Annotated in this window: 15 protein-coding genes; 11 read left to right on the top strand and 4 right to left on the bottom strand. The window is 72.8% G+C overall.

Annotation, left to right across the window (positions count from 1 at the left end):
- Positions 1-101 precede the first annotated feature (101 nt).
- The 4 genes from HL663_RS08885 to HL663_RS08900 are packed head-to-tail and all read left to right on the top strand — an operon-like array spanning position 102 to position 4,669.
- Positions 102-1,466 carry an NAD(P)/FAD-dependent oxidoreductase gene (locus tag HL663_RS08885; protein WP_173028033.1) on the top strand — a complete coding sequence of 455 codons (1,365 nt, stop codon included), beginning with the start codon at positions 102-104 and terminating at the stop codon, positions 1,464-1,466.
- Between the two features lie 56 nt (positions 1,467-1,522).
- The gene (locus tag HL663_RS08890; protein WP_173028035.1) at positions 1,523-2,821 is read left to right on the top strand and encodes a M16 family metallopeptidase; all 1,299 of its coding nucleotides are present in this window, start codon (positions 1,523-1,525) and stop codon (positions 2,819-2,821) included.
- Positions 2,818-4,173: a M16 family metallopeptidase gene (locus tag HL663_RS08895; protein ID WP_286176023.1), complete on the top strand. Its 1,356-nt coding sequence runs from the start codon at positions 2,818-2,820 to the stop codon at positions 4,171-4,173. The genes HL663_RS08890 and HL663_RS08895 overlap by 4 nt, the downstream gene beginning before the upstream one ends.
- Positions 4,163-4,669, top strand: coding sequence for a methylated-DNA--[protein]-cysteine S-methyltransferase (locus tag HL663_RS08900; protein WP_173028036.1), 507 nt, complete (start codon positions 4,163-4,165; stop codon positions 4,667-4,669). The genes HL663_RS08895 and HL663_RS08900 overlap by 11 nt, the downstream gene beginning before the upstream one ends.
- On the opposite strand, the gene hisN is transcribed toward HL663_RS08900, so the two are convergent.
- Positions 4,666-5,481: a histidinol-phosphatase gene (gene hisN / locus HL663_RS08905; RefSeq protein WP_173028038.1), complete on the bottom strand. Its 816-nt coding sequence runs from the start codon at positions 5,479-5,481 to the stop codon at positions 4,666-4,668. The genes HL663_RS08900 and hisN overlap by 4 nt on opposite strands.
- Before the next feature lie 224 nt (positions 5,482-5,705).
- On the opposite strand from hisN, the gene HL663_RS08910 reads away from it, so the two are divergent.
- The 5 genes from HL663_RS08910 to HL663_RS08930 all read left to right on the top strand — a co-directional run bounded on the left by HL663_RS08910 (position 5,706) and on the right by HL663_RS08930 (position 11,656).
- Positions 5,706-7,364 (top strand): peptide ABC transporter substrate-binding protein, encoded by a 1,659-nt coding sequence (locus HL663_RS08910; protein ID WP_173028040.1) that lies wholly within the window; start codon positions 5,706-5,708, stop codon positions 7,362-7,364.
- A gap of 211 nt (positions 7,365-7,575) precedes the next feature.
- The gene (locus HL663_RS08915) at positions 7,576-8,505 is read left to right on the top strand and encodes an ABC transporter permease (protein WP_173028042.1); all 930 of its coding nucleotides are present in this window, start codon (positions 7,576-7,578) and stop codon (positions 8,503-8,505) included.
- The gene (locus HL663_RS08920) at positions 8,498-9,421 is read left to right on the top strand and encodes an ABC transporter permease (RefSeq protein ID WP_173028044.1); all 924 of its coding nucleotides are present in this window, start codon (positions 8,498-8,500) and stop codon (positions 9,419-9,421) included. The genes HL663_RS08915 and HL663_RS08920 overlap by 8 nt, the downstream gene beginning before the upstream one ends.
- Before the next feature lie 8 nt (positions 9,422-9,429).
- Positions 9,430-10,455 (top strand): ABC transporter ATP-binding protein, encoded by a 1,026-nt coding sequence (locus HL663_RS08925; protein ID WP_173028046.1) that lies wholly within the window; start codon positions 9,430-9,432, stop codon positions 10,453-10,455.
- Positions 10,448-11,656, top strand: coding sequence for an ABC transporter ATP-binding protein (locus tag HL663_RS08930; protein WP_173028048.1), 1,209 nt, complete (start codon positions 10,448-10,450; stop codon positions 11,654-11,656). Before HL663_RS08925 ends, HL663_RS08930 begins: the two co-directional genes overlap by 8 nt.
- A 39-nt stretch (positions 11,657-11,695) precedes the next feature.
- Here HL663_RS08930 and rsgA read toward each other — a convergent pair whose 3' ends face one another.
- The 3 genes from rsgA to HL663_RS08945 are packed head-to-tail and all read right to left on the bottom strand — an operon-like array spanning position 11,696 to position 14,542.
- Complete coding sequence (rsgA, locus tag HL663_RS08935; RefSeq protein ID WP_173028050.1) at positions 11,696-12,721, bottom strand: ribosome small subunit-dependent GTPase A; 1,026 nt, start codon at positions 12,719-12,721, stop codon at positions 11,696-11,698.
- Complete coding sequence (gene aroA / locus HL663_RS08940) at positions 12,721-14,013, bottom strand: 3-phosphoshikimate 1-carboxyvinyltransferase (RefSeq protein WP_173028052.1); 1,293 nt, start codon at positions 14,011-14,013, stop codon at positions 12,721-12,723. Before aroA ends, rsgA begins: the two co-directional genes overlap by 1 nt.
- Positions 14,000-14,542: a DoxX family protein gene (locus tag HL663_RS08945; protein WP_173028054.1), complete on the bottom strand. Its 543-nt coding sequence runs from the start codon at positions 14,540-14,542 to the stop codon at positions 14,000-14,002. The genes aroA and HL663_RS08945 overlap by 14 nt, the downstream gene beginning before the upstream one ends.
- 87 nt (positions 14,543-14,629) lie before the next feature.
- Here HL663_RS08945 and HL663_RS08950 point away from each other — a divergent pair, with 87 nt between their 5' ends.
- Both HL663_RS08950 and HL663_RS08955 read left to right on the top strand, forming a co-directional pair.
- Positions 14,630-15,472, top strand: a complete 843-nt coding sequence (locus HL663_RS08950) for an SOS response-associated peptidase (protein WP_173028056.1) — start codon at positions 14,630-14,632, stop codon at positions 15,470-15,472.
- Positions 15,469-16,086, top strand: coding sequence for an alpha/beta hydrolase family protein (locus HL663_RS08955; RefSeq protein WP_173028058.1), 618 nt, complete (start codon positions 15,469-15,471; stop codon positions 16,084-16,086). The genes HL663_RS08950 and HL663_RS08955 overlap by 4 nt, the downstream gene beginning before the upstream one ends.
- Positions 16,087-16,180: the final 94 nt, after the last annotated feature.

The raw sequence follows: 16,180 nt of genomic DNA on the forward strand, positions 1-16,180 counted from the left end.
GGGCACCGCCCCTCCCGCGCCCAGCCCCAGGAGACCCCGCCGTGACCCCCAGCACCCCGCAGCCCCGGCATACCGACAGCGCCGTGCACGTTGACCCGGACGTGAGCACCCCCCTGAACCGCAAGCACCGCCTCGTCGTCATCGGCTCGGGGTTCGGTGGCCTCTTCGGCACGCAGGCCCTCAAGCGCCGCGACGACGTCGAGATCACCCTCGTGGCGCGCACCGCCCACCACCTCTTCCAGCCGCTGCTCTACCAGGTGGCCACGGGCATCCTCTCCGAGGGCGAGATCGCCCCGAGCACCCGTGAGGTCCTCGCGAAGCAGAAGAACGCCCGCGTCATCCTCGGCGAGGTGACCGACGTCGACCTCACGGCGCGCACCGTCACCTCCGAGCTGCTCGGCACGACGACGGTCACGGAGTACGACTCGCTCCTCGTCGCGGCGGGGGCCGGCCAGTCCTGGTTCGGGCACGACGAGTTCGCGGAGTTCGCGCCCGGGATGAAGTCGGTCGACGACGCGCTCGAGCTGCGCGGCCGCATCTTCGGGGCCTTCGAGCTCGCCGAGGTCGCGACGACCGAGGAGGAGGTGCGCCGCGCGCTCACCTTCGTCGTCGTCGGGGCCGGACCGACCGGCGTCGAGATGGCCGGGCAGATCGCCGAGCTCGCGCGCCGCACGCTGCGGCACGACTTCCGCCGCATCGACCCCACGCAGGCGCACGTCATCCTCCTCGACGCCGCGGACACGATCCTGCCGAGCTTCGGCGAGCGGCTCGGGGGAGCGGCCCGCAAGCGGCTGCAGGAGCTCGGCGTCGACGTCCGCACCGGCGCGATGGTCACCGGGGTGGACGAGGAGGGGCTGACCTACAAGGACCGCCAGGACCACGTGACCCGCGTCGAGTCGCTGACCAAGGTGTGGGCCGCCGGGGTGCAGGCCAGCCCGCTCGGGAAGCAGCTGGCCGAGCAGTCGGGCGTCGAGCTCGACCGCGCCGGGCGCGTCAAGGTGCAGGACGACCTCACGCTGCCGGGTCACCCGGAGGTCTTCGTCGTCGGCGACATGATCGCCCTCAAGGACCTCCCGGGCGTCGCGCAGGTCGCGATCCAGGGCGCGCGCTTCGCGGCCAAGGAGATCGCCCACCGGCTCGACGGCAAGCCGTCGCAGGGCGAGTTCGAGTACTTCGACAAGGGCTCGATGGCCACGGTGTCGCGCTTCAGCGCCGTCGCGTCGATCGGCCGCCTGCGCTTCCACGGCTTCCTCGCCTGGGTGCTGTGGCTGGCCATCCACCTCGTCTACATCATCGGCTTCAAGAGCCGCATCACGACGCTGCTGCACTGGGCGGTCAGCTTCCTCGGCCGCGGCCGGGCCGAGCGCGTGGCCACCCACCAGCAGGTGTTCGGGCGGCGGGCCATGCAGCAGGTCGGCGAGGAGCTGCGCGGGGCCCCGCGCGAGGACCTGCGCGACGTCGGCTGACGTCCGGTCCGCCCGGGGCTGGGACGTGGGGGCGGCGCTGACCTAGGGTGACGGCCATGCCGCTCGACTACCCGGTGCACCGCCGCACGCTCCCGAACGGGCTGCGTGTCGTGGTCTCCCCGGACCACACCGTCCCCAACGTCACCGTCAACCTCTGGGTGGGCGTCGGCTCCCGCCACGAGCAGGCGGGACGCACGGGGTTCGCGCACCTCTTCGAGCACCTGATGTTCCAGGGCTCGCGCAACGTCCGCAGCGGCGAGCACTTCGAGGCGCTCATGGCCGAGGGAGGCCGGCTCAACGCGACGACCTGGTTCGACCGGACCAACTACTTCGAGACCGTGCCGAAGGGCGCGCTCGAGCTCGCCCTCTGGCTCGAGGCCGACCGGCACGGCTACCTCCTCGACGCGCTGACCCAGGAGAACCTCGACAACCAGCGCGACGTCGTCAAGGAGGAGAAGCGCCAGCGGTACGACAACCAGCCGTACGGCACCGCGCTCATCGACGTCTACGCGACGGTCTTCCCCGAGGGGCACCCCTACCACCACCCGACGATCGGGTCGATGGAGGACCTCGACGCCGCGGACCTCGAGGACGTCCACGCGTTCTTCCGCCGCTTCTACGCGCCGGACAACACGGTGCTCACCCTCTGCGGCGACATCGAGCCCGAGGAGGGGTTCGCCCTCGTCGAGCGCCACCTCGGCGGCCTCGACGCCCGGGCGCAGACCCCCCGGCCGGCCCTGCCCCAGCTCGAGCCGCTGACGGCCCCGGTCCGGGTCGAGCGCCGCGAGCAGGTCCCGAACGACCGCCTCCACGTCGCCTTCCGCCTGCCCGTCGACGGCACCGACGAGCTCGTCGCCGCGACCGTCGCCCTCGACTGCCTCGGCGGCCTGTCGACCTCGCGGCTCGTGCGCCGGCTCGTGCGCCGCGAGCAGAGCGCGGTCGGCGCCCACGCCACGGCCTGGGGCTTCGTCGACGGCGTCTCGCTCGGCTTCGTCGTCATCGACGCCGCCCCCGACGCCGACCCCGCCGACCTCGAGGCGGCCCTGCTCGAGGAGCTCGAGCGGCTCGCGGCCGACGGCCCGACCGAGGCCGAGCTCGAGGCGTCCATCGCCCAGTCCGAGCGCGCGTGGCTCTCGGCCCTCGCCTCGCAGGAGGAGCGCGCCGACCTGCTGAGCCGCTACACGCTGCTCCACGACGACCCCGAGATCGTCAACACCCACCTCGACACCGTGCGCGCGGTCACGGCCGAGCGCGTCATGGAGGCGACCCGGCGCTGGCTGCGCCCCGAGAGCCGGGCGGTGGTCGCCTACCTCGACGCCGCCGACGACGCCGAGTCGACGGAGGCGGTCGCGTGAGCACCGTGGGCACCCGACCCGTCGTCCTCCCGCCCGCGCCGTGGGCCTTCCCGACGGCGCAGGAGCACCTGCTGCCCAACGGGGTCCGCCTCCTCCTGCACGACCTGCCCGGCCAGTACGTCCTGTCGCTGCGGGTCGTCGTCCCGGCCTCGCTCGCCGACGAGCCCGAGGGGCTCGAGGGCATCTCCTCGATGACCGCGCGGCTGCTCGACGAGGGGACGGCCGAGCACGGCCCCGAGGAGTTCGCCGAGCTGATGGAGCGGCACGGGATGGCCCTGGGCGCCGGGGTCTCCGACGGCGGCCTGCTCGTCGACGTCGACGTGCCCCAGGCGCACCTGCCGACCGCCGCCCGCCTGCTCACCGAGGCGCTGGCCCATCCCGTCTTCCCCGAGGCCGAGGTGCGCCGCATCCTGCGCGGCCGGCTCGCGGAGATCGAGCAGGAGCGGGCCTCGGCCGCGCACCGCGCCGCGCGCGAGGTCGCCGCGACCCTGTGGGACCCGAGCGAGCGCGCCTCGCGCCCGGCCGCCGGCACGGTCGAGTCGGTCGGGCGGATCACCCGCGAGGCGATCGTCGAGCACCACGCCCGGCGGGTCGGCCCGCAGGGCGCGACCGTCGTCCTGGCCGGCGACCTCACCGGCACCGACGCCGTCCGCGTGCTGACCGAGACCCTGGGGGAGTGGGCGGCCCCGCGCCACGAGCCGGGCAGCCGGCCGGGCGCGCCGCGGCCGGCGGCCGACCGCGCCCGCGTCGTCGTCGTCGACCGGCCCGGGTCGGTCCAGACCGAGATCGCCGTCTCGTGCCCGGGCCCCGACCGCTCGACCCCGCACGGCTGGGCGCCGCACCCGGTGCTCGCCTTCGTCGTCGGCGGCTCCCCGAACGCCCGCCTCGACGCCGTGCTGCGCGAGGAGAAGGGCTACACCTACGGCATCCGCTCCTCGTTCCGGCCGCGCGTGGCGGGCGGCTCGTTCGTCACGTCCGGGTCGGTGCGCTCCGAGGTGACGGGCGAGGCGGTCGAGCTGCTGCTCGGCATCCTCGCCGGTGCGCGCGACGGGTTCACCGCCGCCGAGCTGCGCTCCGGCGTCGACTTCGTCAGCAAGACGGCTCCGGGTCGGTACGCGACCGCCGACGCCGTGGCCGACGAGACCGCCGCGCTCGCGCTCGAGGGCCTGCCGCTGGACTTCACCACCCGCAACCTCGCCGCGCTGCGCGAGCTCGGGGTCGACGACCTCGACGCCGCCTACCGCCGGGTGGCGACGGGGGAGTGGACGGTCGTCCTCGTCGGGGACGCCGCGAGCATCGTGCCGGCGCTCGAGGGCCGGGTGCCCGGGCCGGTGACGACGGTTGCCCGCTGACGTCGGCACCGGCTCGCTCGTCGTCCGCTCCCCGGTCGGCGCGCTGGAGCTCGTCGCCGACGACGGCGCCCTCGTCGCGATCCGGTTCGACGCCGCCGGGCCGGTGGAGGAGGGCGCCGACGTCCCGCCGGTCCTCGCCGCGGCCCGCCGGCAGCTGGCCGAGTACTTCGCGGGGGAGCGCACGGTCTTCGACCTGCCGCTGCGCCCGGCCGGCACGGAGTTCCGGCAGCGGGTGTGGCGCGAGCTGGCCGCCGTCCCGTGGGGGACGACGACGACCTACGGGGCGCTCGCGGCGCGGCTCGGCCTGCCGCCGGGCGCGTCACGGGCCGTCGGTGCCGCGAACGGGGCCAACCCGCTGCCCGTGGTGCTTCCCTGCCACCGGGTCGTCGGCAGCGACGGGACCCTGACCGGCTACGCCGGTGGCCTGGAGTGCAAGGCCCTCCTGCTGCACCTCGAGGGTGTGCCCACCGAGGCCGACCAGGCGCCGCTCTTCTAGGAGCCGCTCTTCGGGGAGCCGTCGCCGGCCAGGCGCGCGAGGACCTCGTCGTGGAGCAGGCCGTTGGTCGCCACGGCGTTGCCCCCGAACGGCCCGTCGACCCCGTCGAGCGAGGTGAAGCGGCCCCCGGCCTCGGTGACGACCGGGACGAGCGCGGCCATGTCGTAGGTCGACAGCTCCGGCTCGGCGGCGATGTCGACCGCACCCTCCGCGACGAGCATGTAGGACCAGAAGTCGCCGTAGGCCCGCTCGCGCCAGCAGGAGCGCGCGAGCCCGAGCATCGCGTCGAGCCGGCCGCCCGCCTCCCACGAGGTCGTGCTCGAGATGGACAGGGAGGCGTCGTCGAGCGTCGAGACACCGGACACGCGCAGCCGGCGGGCGCTGGTCAGGCTGCGGCCGGACCACGACCCCGTGCCCTGCGAGGCCCACCAGCGCCGGCCGAGGGCCGGGGCCGCGACGAGGCCGACGACGGGGACGCCGTGGTCGACGAGGGAGATGAGGGTGGCCCAGACCGGCACGCCGCGGACGAAGTTGTGGGTGCCGTCGATCGGGTCGACGATCCACTGCCGCGGGCTGGAGCCGGTGTCGGGCAGCTCCTCGCCGATGACGGCGTCGCGCGGGCGGGTGCGCTTCAGCTGCGCGCGGAGCAGCTCCTCGGCGGCGCGGTCGGCGTCGCTCACGAGGGTGAGGTCGGGCTTGGTCTCGACGTGCAGGTCCTCGGCGCGGAAGCGCTCCATCGTCAGGCGCTCGACGGCGTCGGCGAGGACGTGGGCGAGGCGGAGGTCGTCGTCGTAGCCCGGCACGCGGCTCAACCTACCGCGGACCGCCGAAGATCTTCCGGCCTGCGGCACGGTCCGGTCGCACTTCGGTCACAATCGGGTCTCGGTGCGCTTCGGAACTTCCCTCGGTGCAGGTTCTGGTCTTAAGTGGTGCGGGCACCGCCGGAGGGCGTTGTCAGGGAGATGCACCCGACCGGGGCATCCTCACGGAGAAGCCCACCCGACCTCGGGTGGCACCACGTCACAGGAGGACATCCATGCGAGGAACTGCTCGCACGGTCGCCGTTGCGGCCATGTCCGCCGTCGCTCTTCTCGCTGCCGGTTGCGGCAGCGGGGACAGCAGCGGCGACCAGAGCTCGGCGGCCGGCGGCAAGACGGGCGGCGAGATCACCGTCCGCGGCTGCAACCCGCAGAACCCTCTCGTCCCGAGCAACACGACCGAGACCTGCGGTGGCAACGTCATCGACGCCATCTTCTCGAAGCTCGTGCACTACAACGCCGAGACGGCCAAGCCGGAGAACGACCTCGCGGAGTCCATCGACACGACGGACAACCAGAACTTCACGGTCAAGCTGAAGCAGGGCCGCAAGTTCCACGACGGCACCGAGATCAAGGCCAAGAACTTCGTCGACGCCTGGAACTACGCCGCGTACGCCCCGAACGGCCAGTCCTCGGGCTACTTCATGGAGCCCATCGAGGGCTACGGCGACCTGCAGTGCACCGGCGCCGGTGACGACCCCTGCGCCGGCGACGGCAAGGCCAAGAGCGACAAGCTGACCGGTCTCGTCGCGGTCGACGACTACACCTTCACGATCAAGACGACCGAGAAGGTCTCGAACCTCCCGGTCCGCCTCGGCTACTCGGCGTTCGCGCCGCTCCCCGACGCCTTCTTCTCGGACCCCAAGGCCTTCGGTGACAAGCCGATCGGCTCGGGCCCGTACAAGCTGGACGCCTGGAACAAGGAGCAGTCGATCGTCCTGTCCAAGTTCGCCGACTACACCGGTGACTTCGGCGGCAAGGTCGACAAGATCACCTTCAAGATCTACACCGAGTCCGACTCGGCGTACAACGACGTCATCGGCAACAACCTGGACATCACGGACGAGATCCCGACCAGCGCGCTGATCGACGACAAGTACAAGTCCGACCTCCCGGACCGCAACGCGCAGAAGGAGACCGGCGTCATCCAGACGGTCACCTTCGCGCCGACCAAGGTCGACCCGAACTACGCGGACCCGAAGATCCGTCAGGCGATCTCCATGGCGATCGACCGCGACACGATCATCAAGCAGATCTTCAACAACACCCGCGTCCCCGCGACCGGCTGGGTCTCCCCGGTCGTCGACGGCTACAAGGCCGACCAGTGCGGTGAGTACTGCACGTACGACCCGGCCAAGGCCAAGGCCCTCCTCCAGGAGGCCGGCGGCTTCAAGGGCGACAAGATCACCCTCTCCTACAACGCGGACGCCGCGCACAAGGACTGGACCGAGGCCACCTGCAACAGCATCAAGCAGGCCCTGGGCGTCGACTGCGTCGCCACCGGTGTCGTCGACTTCGCGACCTTCCGCACGGAGATCACCGAGCGCAAGATGAAGGGCATGTTCCGCACCGGCTGGCAGATGGACTACCCGTCGATCGAGAACTTCCTCGCCCCGATCTTCAAGACCGGCGCGTCCTCCAACGACGGTGACTACTCCAACCCGGAGTTCGACAAGCTGCTCACCGATGCGGCCGCGTCGACCGACGAGGCGGAGGCCAACGGTCTCTACCAGCAGGCCGAGGCGCTCCTCGCGCAGGACATGCCGGCCATCCCGATGTGGTACGGCAAGACCACCATGGGCTGGTCCGACAAGGTCACCGGTGTGAAGATCACCGCCTTCGGCACGATCGACTTCTCGTCGGTCGCCCTGAAGTGACCCGGCGGGCCTCCTGAGGTCCACCCCGCACGCGTCGTCGGCCTGTCAGCAGCAGCTGGCAGGCCGACGGCCGTGTCCGGGCGACGCAGCGGAAACCCCGGGTCCGCTGCTACCGATGCCCGCACGCATGGTCTAGGTTCAACCCGGTAATCCACCCCGACGCCTCTCGCCCGACCCCCGGCGACGCGTCCCTGAACCCCAAGGAGGTGACGTGGGCACCTACATCGTCCGGCGGATCCTGCAGATGATCCCCGTGATCCTGGGAGCGACGTTCCTCATCTTCGCGATGGTCTTCGCCCTACCCGGCGACCCCGTCGCGGGCAAGTGCGGTGAGCGCCCCTGCTCGGCGGCCTACCGCGCGGCCTTCATCGAGAAGTACAACCTCGACGACCCGCTGCCCGTCCAGTACGGCAAGTACGTCATCAACCTGGCGAAGGGGGATCTCGGGACGACCTCCAGCGACATCCCCGTCGCCGACCAGCTCAAGCTGCGCGTCCCCGTCACCGCCAAGCTCGCCTTCATGGCGATCCTCATCGAGGCGGTGATCGGCATCCTCGCCGGCGTGGTGACAGGGATCAGGAAGGGAGGCTTCCTCGACAACCTGGTCCTCGTCTCGACCCTCGTCCTCATCTCGATCCCGATCTTCGTCATCGGCAACGTCGCCCAGCTCTACCTGGGCGTCAAGTTCGGGCTCTTCCCGGTCACGGTGACGTCGGCGAACCCCTCCTTCTACGAGCTGCTCCTGCCGGCCCTCGTGCTCGGCTCGCTGTCGGTCGCCTACGTCGCGCGGCTCATGCGGACCAACCTCGTCGAGAACCTGCGCTCGGACTACGTGCGCACGGCGATCTCCAAGGGCCTGACGAAGCGCCGGGCCTACGGCCTGCACGCGCTGCGCAACTCGCTCATCCCCGTCGTCACCTTCATCGGGTTCGACTTCGGGGCCCTCCTCGGCGGCGCCGTCGTCACCGAGGGCATCTTCAACATCCCCGGCGTCGGCGGGTACATCTTCCGCGCGATCCGGGTGCGGGACGGCGCGTCGGTCGTGGGGTCGGTGACGTTCCTCGTCATCGTCTACCTCATCGTCAACCTGCTCGTCGACCTGCTGTACGGACTGCTCGACCCGAGGATCAGCCATGACTGAGGCCGCTGTCGCCGAAACCACGCCCACCGCCCCCGCCGACGGAGGGGACACGGGCCCGGCCCGCTCGCTCGCCTCGGACGCCTGGCGCACGATGCGCGGCAACCCCCTCTTCTGGGTGGCGTCCGTGCTCATCGTCATCTTCACGCTGATGGCCGTCTTCCCGAGCCTGTTCACGAGCACCAACCCCACCGAGGCGGTCCTGGCCGACGCCCGCGTCCGGCCCAACGCCGACGCGTGGTTCGGCCGCGACATCCAGGGCTACGACATCTACGCCCGCTGCATCTACGGGGCCCGGGCGTCGATCCTCGTCGGGCTCCTGACGACCGTCTTCACGACGCTCGTCGGCGGCATCGTCGGCGTCTTCGCCGGCTACGTGGGCGGCTGGACCGACACGATCCTCTCGCGGCTCGGTGACGTCTTCTTCGCCATCCCGCTGCTGCTCGGTGCGGTCATCGTGCTCGTCACGCTGCCGCCGACGGACAACTACTTCTACATCGTCCTCAAGGTCGTGCTGGCCCTCGTCGTCCTCGGCTGGCCGAGCATGGCGCGCCTCATGCGCTCGAGCGTCATCCAGGTCAAGCCGAACGACTACGTGCAGGCGGCGCGGGCCCTGGGCGCGAGCCCGTGGCGCGTCGTGCGCTCGCACATCGTCCCCAACGCCCTCGCCCCGATGATCGTCGTCGCGACGATCAACCTCGGTGCGTACATCTCGGCGGAGGCGACCCTGTCCTACCTGGGCATCGGCCTGCAGCCGCCGACCGTCTCCTGGGGTGTCGACATCAGCGCCGCGGTCGTGGGCATGCGCACCACGCCGCACATGCTGTTCTTCCCCAGCCTGTTCCTGTCCCTCACGGTCCTCGCGTTCATCATGCTCGGTGACGTGGTCCGTGACGCCCTCGACCCGAAGAACCGGTGACCGCCACGATGAGCACCGACACCACGACCTCGGGGCACACCTACACCCCGAAGGACGGCGTCCTCCTGGAGGTCGACGACCTCTTCGTCGAGTTCCACACCCGCGACGGGGTGGCCACGGCCATCAACGGCGTCTCGTTCGAGCTGCACCAGGGCGAGTCGCTCGCCATCCTCGGTGAGTCCGGCTCGGGCAAGTCCGTCACCGCGCAGGCGATCATGGGCATCCTCGACATGCCGCCGGCGGTCATCCCGCAGGGGCACATCCGCTACTGCGGCGAGGACCTGCTGACGATGCCGGAGGAGCAGCGTCGCAAGACGCGCGGCCCGGAGGTCTCCATGATCTTCCAGGACGCCCTCTCCTCGCTCAACCCCGTCTTCCCGGTGGGGTGGCAGATCGCCGAGATGTTCCGCGTGCACCGCGGGACCAACAAGAGCGACGCGCTCGAGCAGGCCGTGCGCCTCATGGAGCGGGTGCAGATCCCGGCCGCCCGCGACCGGGTCAAGGCCTACCCGCACCAGTTCTCGGGCGGCATGCGCCAGCGCATCATGATCGCGATGGCCATCGCGCTCGACCCGGCGGTGCTCATCGCCGACGAGCCGACGACCGCCCTCGACGTCACCGTCCAAGCGCAGATCATGGCCCTGCTCGAGGAGCTGCAGGAGGAGCGCCAGATGGGGCTCATCCTCATCACGCACGACCTCGGCGTCGTCGCCGACGTCGCCGACCGGATCGCCGTCATGTACTCGGGGCGCCTCGTCGAGAAGGCCGAGGTCCTCGACCTCTACGCCTCGCCGGCGCACCCCTACACGCGCGGTCTGCTCGAGTCGATCCCGCGCCTGGACCAGAAGGGCCAGACCCTCGCGGCGATCGGTGGCCTCCCGCCGAACCTCATGCGCATCCCGCCGGGGTGCCCGTTCAACCCGCGCTGCCGGATGGCGCAGGACGTCTGCCGCACCGAGCGTCCCGCGCTGCGCGAGGTCGCCCCCGGCCGGCTGTCCGCCTGCCACTTCGCCGAGGAGGTCATCGATGCCTGAGGTCGTCCTCAGCGCCAACAACCTGGTCAAGCACTACCCGATCAAGAAGGGTGTGCTGCGCCGCACGGTCGGCCACGTCAAGGCCGTCGACGGGGTCAGCTTCGACCTGCACAAGGGCGAGACCCTCGGGATCGTCGGGGAGTCCGGCTGTGGCAAGTCCACGCTCGGCCGGCTGCTCATGCGCCTCGAGGAGCCGACCGCCGGCTCCGTGCAGTTCGGCGGCCAGGACTGGTCCGGGGCCTCGGCCCGCGAGACCCGCCGCCTGCGTCGCGACATCCAGATCGTGTTCCAGGACCCGTACACCTCGCTCAACCCGCGGATGACGGTCGGCGACATCATCGGCGAGCCGCTCGAGATCCACCCCGACGTCGTCCCCAAGGGCGGTCGCCGGCAGCGGGTCCAGGAGCTGCTCGACCTCGTCGGCCTCAACCCGGAGCACATCAACCGCTACCCGCACCAGTTCTCCGGCGGTCAGCGCCAGCGCATCGGGATCGCGCGCGGCATCGCGCTCAACCCCAAGGTGCTCATCTGCGACGAGCCGGTCTCCGCGCTCGACGTGTCGGTGCAGGCGCAGGTCGTCAACCTCATGGAGAAGCTGCAGGACGAGCTCGGCCTGGCGTACGTGTTCATCGCGCACGACCTGTCCGTCGTCCGGCACATCTCGGACCGCGTCGGGGTCATGTACCTCGGGCGGATGGCCGAGCTCGGCGAGGAGGACGAGGTGTACTCGCGTCCGACGCACCCGTACACCCAGGCCCTCCTGTCCGCCGTCCCCGTGCCGGACCCGACCCTGCGCGGCAAGCGCGAGCAGATCGTGCTCGTCGGCGACGTGCCCTCGCCGGCGAACCCGCCGTCGGGGTGCCGGTTCCACACCCGGTGCTGGAAGGCGCAGGACCTCTGCAGCCAGGAGGAGCCCCAGCTCGAGGTCCGCGAGGACGGCAGCGGAGGCCACCTGTCGGCGTGCCACTTCGCCGAGCCGCGGCTCATCGTCGAGACCGTCGACGTCTCCGACCTCGAGCCCGACGCGCGGTTCGTCAGCAGCGAGACCGACGACCTCGTCGACGTGGGTTCCGGTCTCGGGCAGGACGACTCGCTGGCCCCCGACGACCGCTCCACGGTCGAGCGGTCGGCGGTCTCCGACCCGCAGGCGCCGGTCGACACCAGCCGCGTCGTCCAGGACACGGACGACCAGCAGCGCTGACGCGCCCGGCGCGTCACCCGTGACGGCCGCCGGTGGGGATCACTCCTCGCCGGCGGCCGTCCGCGTGCGCAGGAGGCGCCGGAGCGAGTCGAGGCGGGAGGGGCCGGCCGGCCCGGCGCCGCCGCTCGCGACGAACGCGTCGAGGGCGCACTCCTCCTCGTCGTGGGTGCAGCCCCGCGGGCACCCGTCGGTGCCGGGCTCGAGGTCGGGGAAGTGGTGCACGATCCGGGTGGGGTCGACGTGCGCCAGCCCGAAGGACCGCACGCCCGGGGTGTCGACGACCCACCCGTCGTCGTCGGGCAGGGGGAGCGCCACCGCCGAGGTCGAGGTGTGTCGACCCCGGCCGGTCACGTCGTTGACGACACCGACCGCGCGCAGCGCGTCGGGGACGAGCGCGTTGACGAGCGTCGACTTGCCGACCCCCGAGTGGCCGACGAGGACGCTGACCCGCCCGCGCAGGACGTCGAGGACCGCCTCGAGGCCGTCGATGCCGTCGGCGGTGCGGGAGGTGACGACGTGCCGCACCGAGAGCGGCGCGTACTGCTCGAGGAAGGGCGCGGGGTCGGTGAGGTCGGCCTTGGTCAGGACGAGCAGCGGCTCCATCCCGGCGTCGTAGGCGGCGACGAGGCAGCGGTCGATGAGGCGCGGGCGCGGCTCGGGGTTGGTCAGGGCCGAGACGACGACGAGCTGGTCGGCGTTGGCGACGAGCACCCGCTCGACCGGGTCGGTGTCGTCGGCGGTGCGGCGCAGGAGGGTGACCCGCGGGCCGACCCGGACGATGCGGGCCAACGAGCCCTCGGCCCCGGTGGTGTCGCCGACGAGGTGGACCTCGTCACCGACGACGATGCCCTTGCGCCCGAGCTCGCGCGCCCGCATCGCGACGAGGTCGTGGTGGCCGTCCGGCGTGGTGACCCGGACGCGGTAGCGACCCCGGTCGACCCCGAGGACGCGGCCGACGACGGCGTCCTCGTGCTTCGGGCGGTCCTTCGTGCGCGGCCTCGACCCGCGGCGGTTGGGACGGATCCTCACGTCGGACTCGTCGTAGTCCCGGCTCGACCTCACCATCAGGCGTCCGCGGGGACCCGCTCGTCGAGCATCCGCTCCCAGAGCGTCGTGAACTCGGGCATCGTCTTGCCGACGGTCCCGACGTCCTCGATGACGATGCCCGGGACCGCGAGCCCGAGGACGGCGGCGGCCATGACCATCCGGTGGTCGGCGTACGTCCGGAACCGGTTGCCGTGCAGCGGCTTCGGGACGATGCGCAGGCCGTCGTCGGTCTCGGTGACCTCGGCGCCGACGTCGGTCAGCTCGGTGCGCAGGGCGGCGAGGCGGTCGGTCTCGTGCCCGCGGATGTGGGCGACGCCGCGGATGACGCTCGGCCCCTCGGCGAGCGCGGCGACGGCCGCGACGACCGGGGTCAGCTCGCTGGACCCGTGGAGGTCGACGTCGACGCCGAGGATGCCGCCGGTGCCGGACACGGTCAGCCCCGAGCGGTCGAGGACGACCTCGGCGCCCATCATGTCGAGGACCTCGCGGACGAAGTCGCCGCCCTGGGTCGTGTACTGCGGCCAGCCGGGGACGTGCACCGTGCCGCCGGTCACGAGGGCCGCCGCGAGGAACTGGGCGGCGTTCGAGAGGTCCGGCTCGACCTGGACGTCGAGCGCGTTGACCTCGCTCGGCTCGACGCGCCAGGTGTCGGGGTCGCCGTCGTCGACGACGACCCCGGCGTCGCGCAGGGTCTCGACCGTCATCTCGATGTGCGGCAGGCTCGGCAGCGTCCCGCCGACGTGGCGCACCGTGACGCCCTGCTCGTAGCGCGGGGCCGACAGCAGGAGCCCGGAGAGGAACTGCGAGGAGGCCGAGGCGTCGATCGTCACGTCCCCGCCACGGATCGTGCCGGTGCCCCGCACCGTGAAGGGCAGCACACCGCGGCCACCGTCCTCGACCTCGACCCCGAGGGCGCGCAGCCCGTCGAGGACGGGGGCCATCGGGCGGTGCCGGGCGGCCTCGTCGCCGTCGAAGCGGGTGGCGCCGACCGCGAGGCCCGCGAGCGGCGGGACGAAGCGCATGACGTTGCCGGACAGGCCGCAGTCGACGCTGCCGCCGCCGGTCAGGGCCGCCGGCGTGACGAGCCAGTCGCCGTCGTCGACGTCGTCGACCGCGACGCCGAGCGTGCGCAGGGCGCCCGCCATGAGCAGCGTGTCACGCGAGCGCAGCGGCGCCCGCAGCCGGGAGACGTCGCCGGCCAGGGCCGCGAGGACGAGGTAGCGGTTGGTGAGGGACTTGCTGCCGGGGAGGACGACGCGGGCGTCGACCGGGGCCCCGGCGGTCGGAGCGGGCCAGTCAGGAGAAGGCATGCTGCGCCTGGGCCGCCTTCAGCTTCGCCTCGGTGGTGGCGGTCCGCGCCGCGTGCCGCACCTCGCGCCGGGTGGTCCGGGTCGCGCGGTGGACGCTCTCGTTCGCGAGGTGGGCGCGGTAGGCCAGCCCCGGGCGGCCGTCGGTGTCGACGGCGGCGAGGAGCAGGCCGCCGAGGAGGCCGAGGTTCTTCAGCAGGTGGACGCGCTGCTGGGCGCGGGTCGCGGGGTCCTCCTCGCGCCAGTACGCGTGCCCCGCGAGCGTGGTGGGCACGAGGGAGGCCGCGAGCACGGCCGCCGAGAGGCGGGGCAGCTTGCCGAGGGCCAGCATCGTCCCGGCGCCGACCATGACGATCCCGTTGGCCCGCACGAGGAGCTCGGTGTCGTCGGGGAGCCCGAGCCGCGGGGCGACCTTCTCGACGAGCGGGCGTGCCGAGGCGGACTTCGCCGACGGGTGCTTGAGCTGGTCGGTGCCACCCACGACGAACATCGACGCGAGCAGGGGTCGGGCGATGCGTCGGACCAAGGACATCCGGGACCTCCGGGTCGGGGTCGCTGCTGGTCAGGACCTCCCGGCCTACCGTAGTTGCTCGGGCTGCCGCTGCGTAGCCTGAGCACCATGTGTGGGCGCTACGCGGCGACGGCGAACCCCGACGAGCTCGTCCTCGAGTTCGAGGTCGAGGAGGACCGGACCGGCGAGCCCGGGCGCAGCGTGCTCGTCAACCCGCAGCAGCCACCACCGGGGACGCCGGACCACAACGTGGCGCCGACCAAGCAGGCCCCGGTCGTCCTGAGCCGCCCCCCGCGCGAGGACCGCGACGCCGCCGCCCGCCGCCAGCTGCGCCTCCTCACGTGGGGACTGGTGCCCAGCTGGTCGAAGGACGTCAAGGGCGGGGTCCGGATGATCAACGCCCGCGTCGAGTCGGTCGCGCAGAAGCCCGCGTTCGCCCGCGCGCTCGCCGCCCGCCGCTGCCTCGTCCCCGCCCGGGGCTGGTACGAGTGGCAGGCCTCGCCGACCGCGACGGACGCCAAGGGGAAGCCGCGCAAGCAGCCGTTCTTCACCTCGCGCGCCGACGGCGGGAGCGTCGCGATGGCGGGCCTCTACGAGCTCTGGCGGGACCCGGCCGTCACCGACCCGGGCGACCCGCTCGCCTGGCTGAGCACGTTCACGGTCCTGACCGGCGCCGCCGAGCCCGGCCTGGACCGCATCCACGACCGCCAGCCGGTCGTGCTCGAACCGGGGGAGTGGGCGCGCTGGCTGGACCCCCGCGTCCCCGCCGCGGACGTCGCGGACCTCCTGCTCCCGCGGGCGCCCGGTCGCTTCACGGCCCACCCGGTCTCGCGCGCCGTCAGCAGCAGCCGGTCCAACGGCCCGGCGCTCCTCGAGCCGGCCCCGCTCGAGGAGCTCGTCGGGGTGGTCGACCCGATGACGGGTGAGGTCGTCGGCGGGACCGGGGCGTGAGCGAGCGGCTGCACGCGACGCCCGCCGGCCCGGCCCGGAGCACGACCACCGAGCCGCCCGGTGCGGACGTCGGGACCTTGGTCCTCGGCCACGGCGCCGGGGGGCTGCGGTGGACCGACGACGTGACCGCCGTCCGCGACGCCGCGGTGGCGGACGGGTGGCGGGTCGCGCTCGTCGACCAGCCCTGGCGGGTGGCGGGCAAGCGCATCGGGCCGGCCCCCGCGACGCTCGACCTCGCCTGGGCCGCCGTCCTCGCCGACCTCGCGCCCGGCGGCGTGCTCGTCGTGGGCGGCCGCAGCGCCGGGGCGCGCGTTGCGTGCCGCACGGCCGCCGACGTCGGGGCCGCCGCGGTGCTGGCGCTCTCCTTCCCCCTGCACCCGCCGGGGCGCCCGGAGCGCTCGCGGGCCGAGGAGCTCGCCCGGCCGGCGTCCGCCGGCCTCGCCGTCCACGTCGTCCAGGGCTCGACCGACCCGTTCGGCACCCCGGCGGAGGTGCGGGCCGTCCTGCCGGCGGGCGCGTCCCTCGCCGAGGTCGCCGGGCCGCACTCGCTCGAGCGCTCCGCCCGGGCCGTGGCGGCCGCGGCGCTGACCGCCCTCGGGACGCTCGGGGGATGAGCCCGCCGGTGGCGGCGGGGCGGAGGCGGCGGCGGAATGACTCCGCGCCGCACGGCGTTCCTGCAACCGTCAGCATCGTCCCCGACCGGAGGCT

It is taken from the genome of Arthrobacter sp. NEB 688 (assembly GCF_013201035.1).
In the GTDB taxonomy this organism is placed as follows: Bacteria; Actinomycetota; Actinomycetes; order Actinomycetales; family Dermatophilaceae; genus Phycicoccus.

Excerpts from the sequence above, each read along its gene's own strand:
- HL663_RS08890 (WP_173028035.1), top strand. The coding sequence starts at position 1,523 with ATGCCGCTCGACTACCCGGTGCACCGCCGCACGCTCCCGAACGGGCTG.
- HL663_RS08910 (WP_173028040.1), top strand. The coding sequence starts at position 5,706 with ATGCGAGGAACTGCTCGCACGGTCGCCGTTGCGGCCATGTCCGCCGTC.
- HL663_RS08920 (WP_173028044.1), top strand. The coding sequence starts at position 8,498 with ATGACTGAGGCCGCTGTCGCCGAAACCACGCCCACCGCCCCCGCCGAC.
- HL663_RS08925 (WP_173028046.1), top strand. The coding sequence starts at position 9,430 with ATGAGCACCGACACCACGACCTCGGGGCACACCTACACCCCGAAGGAC.
- HL663_RS08930 (WP_173028048.1), top strand. The coding sequence starts at position 10,448 with ATGCCTGAGGTCGTCCTCAGCGCCAACAACCTGGTCAAGCACTACCCG.
- rsgA (WP_173028050.1), bottom strand. The coding sequence starts at position 12,721 with ATGGTGAGGTCGAGCCGGGACTACGACGAGTCCGACGTGAGGATCCGT.
- aroA (WP_173028052.1), bottom strand. The coding sequence starts at position 14,013 with ATGCCTTCTCCTGACTGGCCCGCTCCGACCGCCGGGGCCCCGGTCGAC.
- HL663_RS08945 (WP_173028054.1), bottom strand. The coding sequence starts at position 14,542 with ATGTCCTTGGTCCGACGCATCGCCCGACCCCTGCTCGCGTCGATGTTC.
- HL663_RS08950 (WP_173028056.1), top strand. The coding sequence starts at position 14,630 with ATGTGTGGGCGCTACGCGGCGACGGCGAACCCCGACGAGCTCGTCCTC.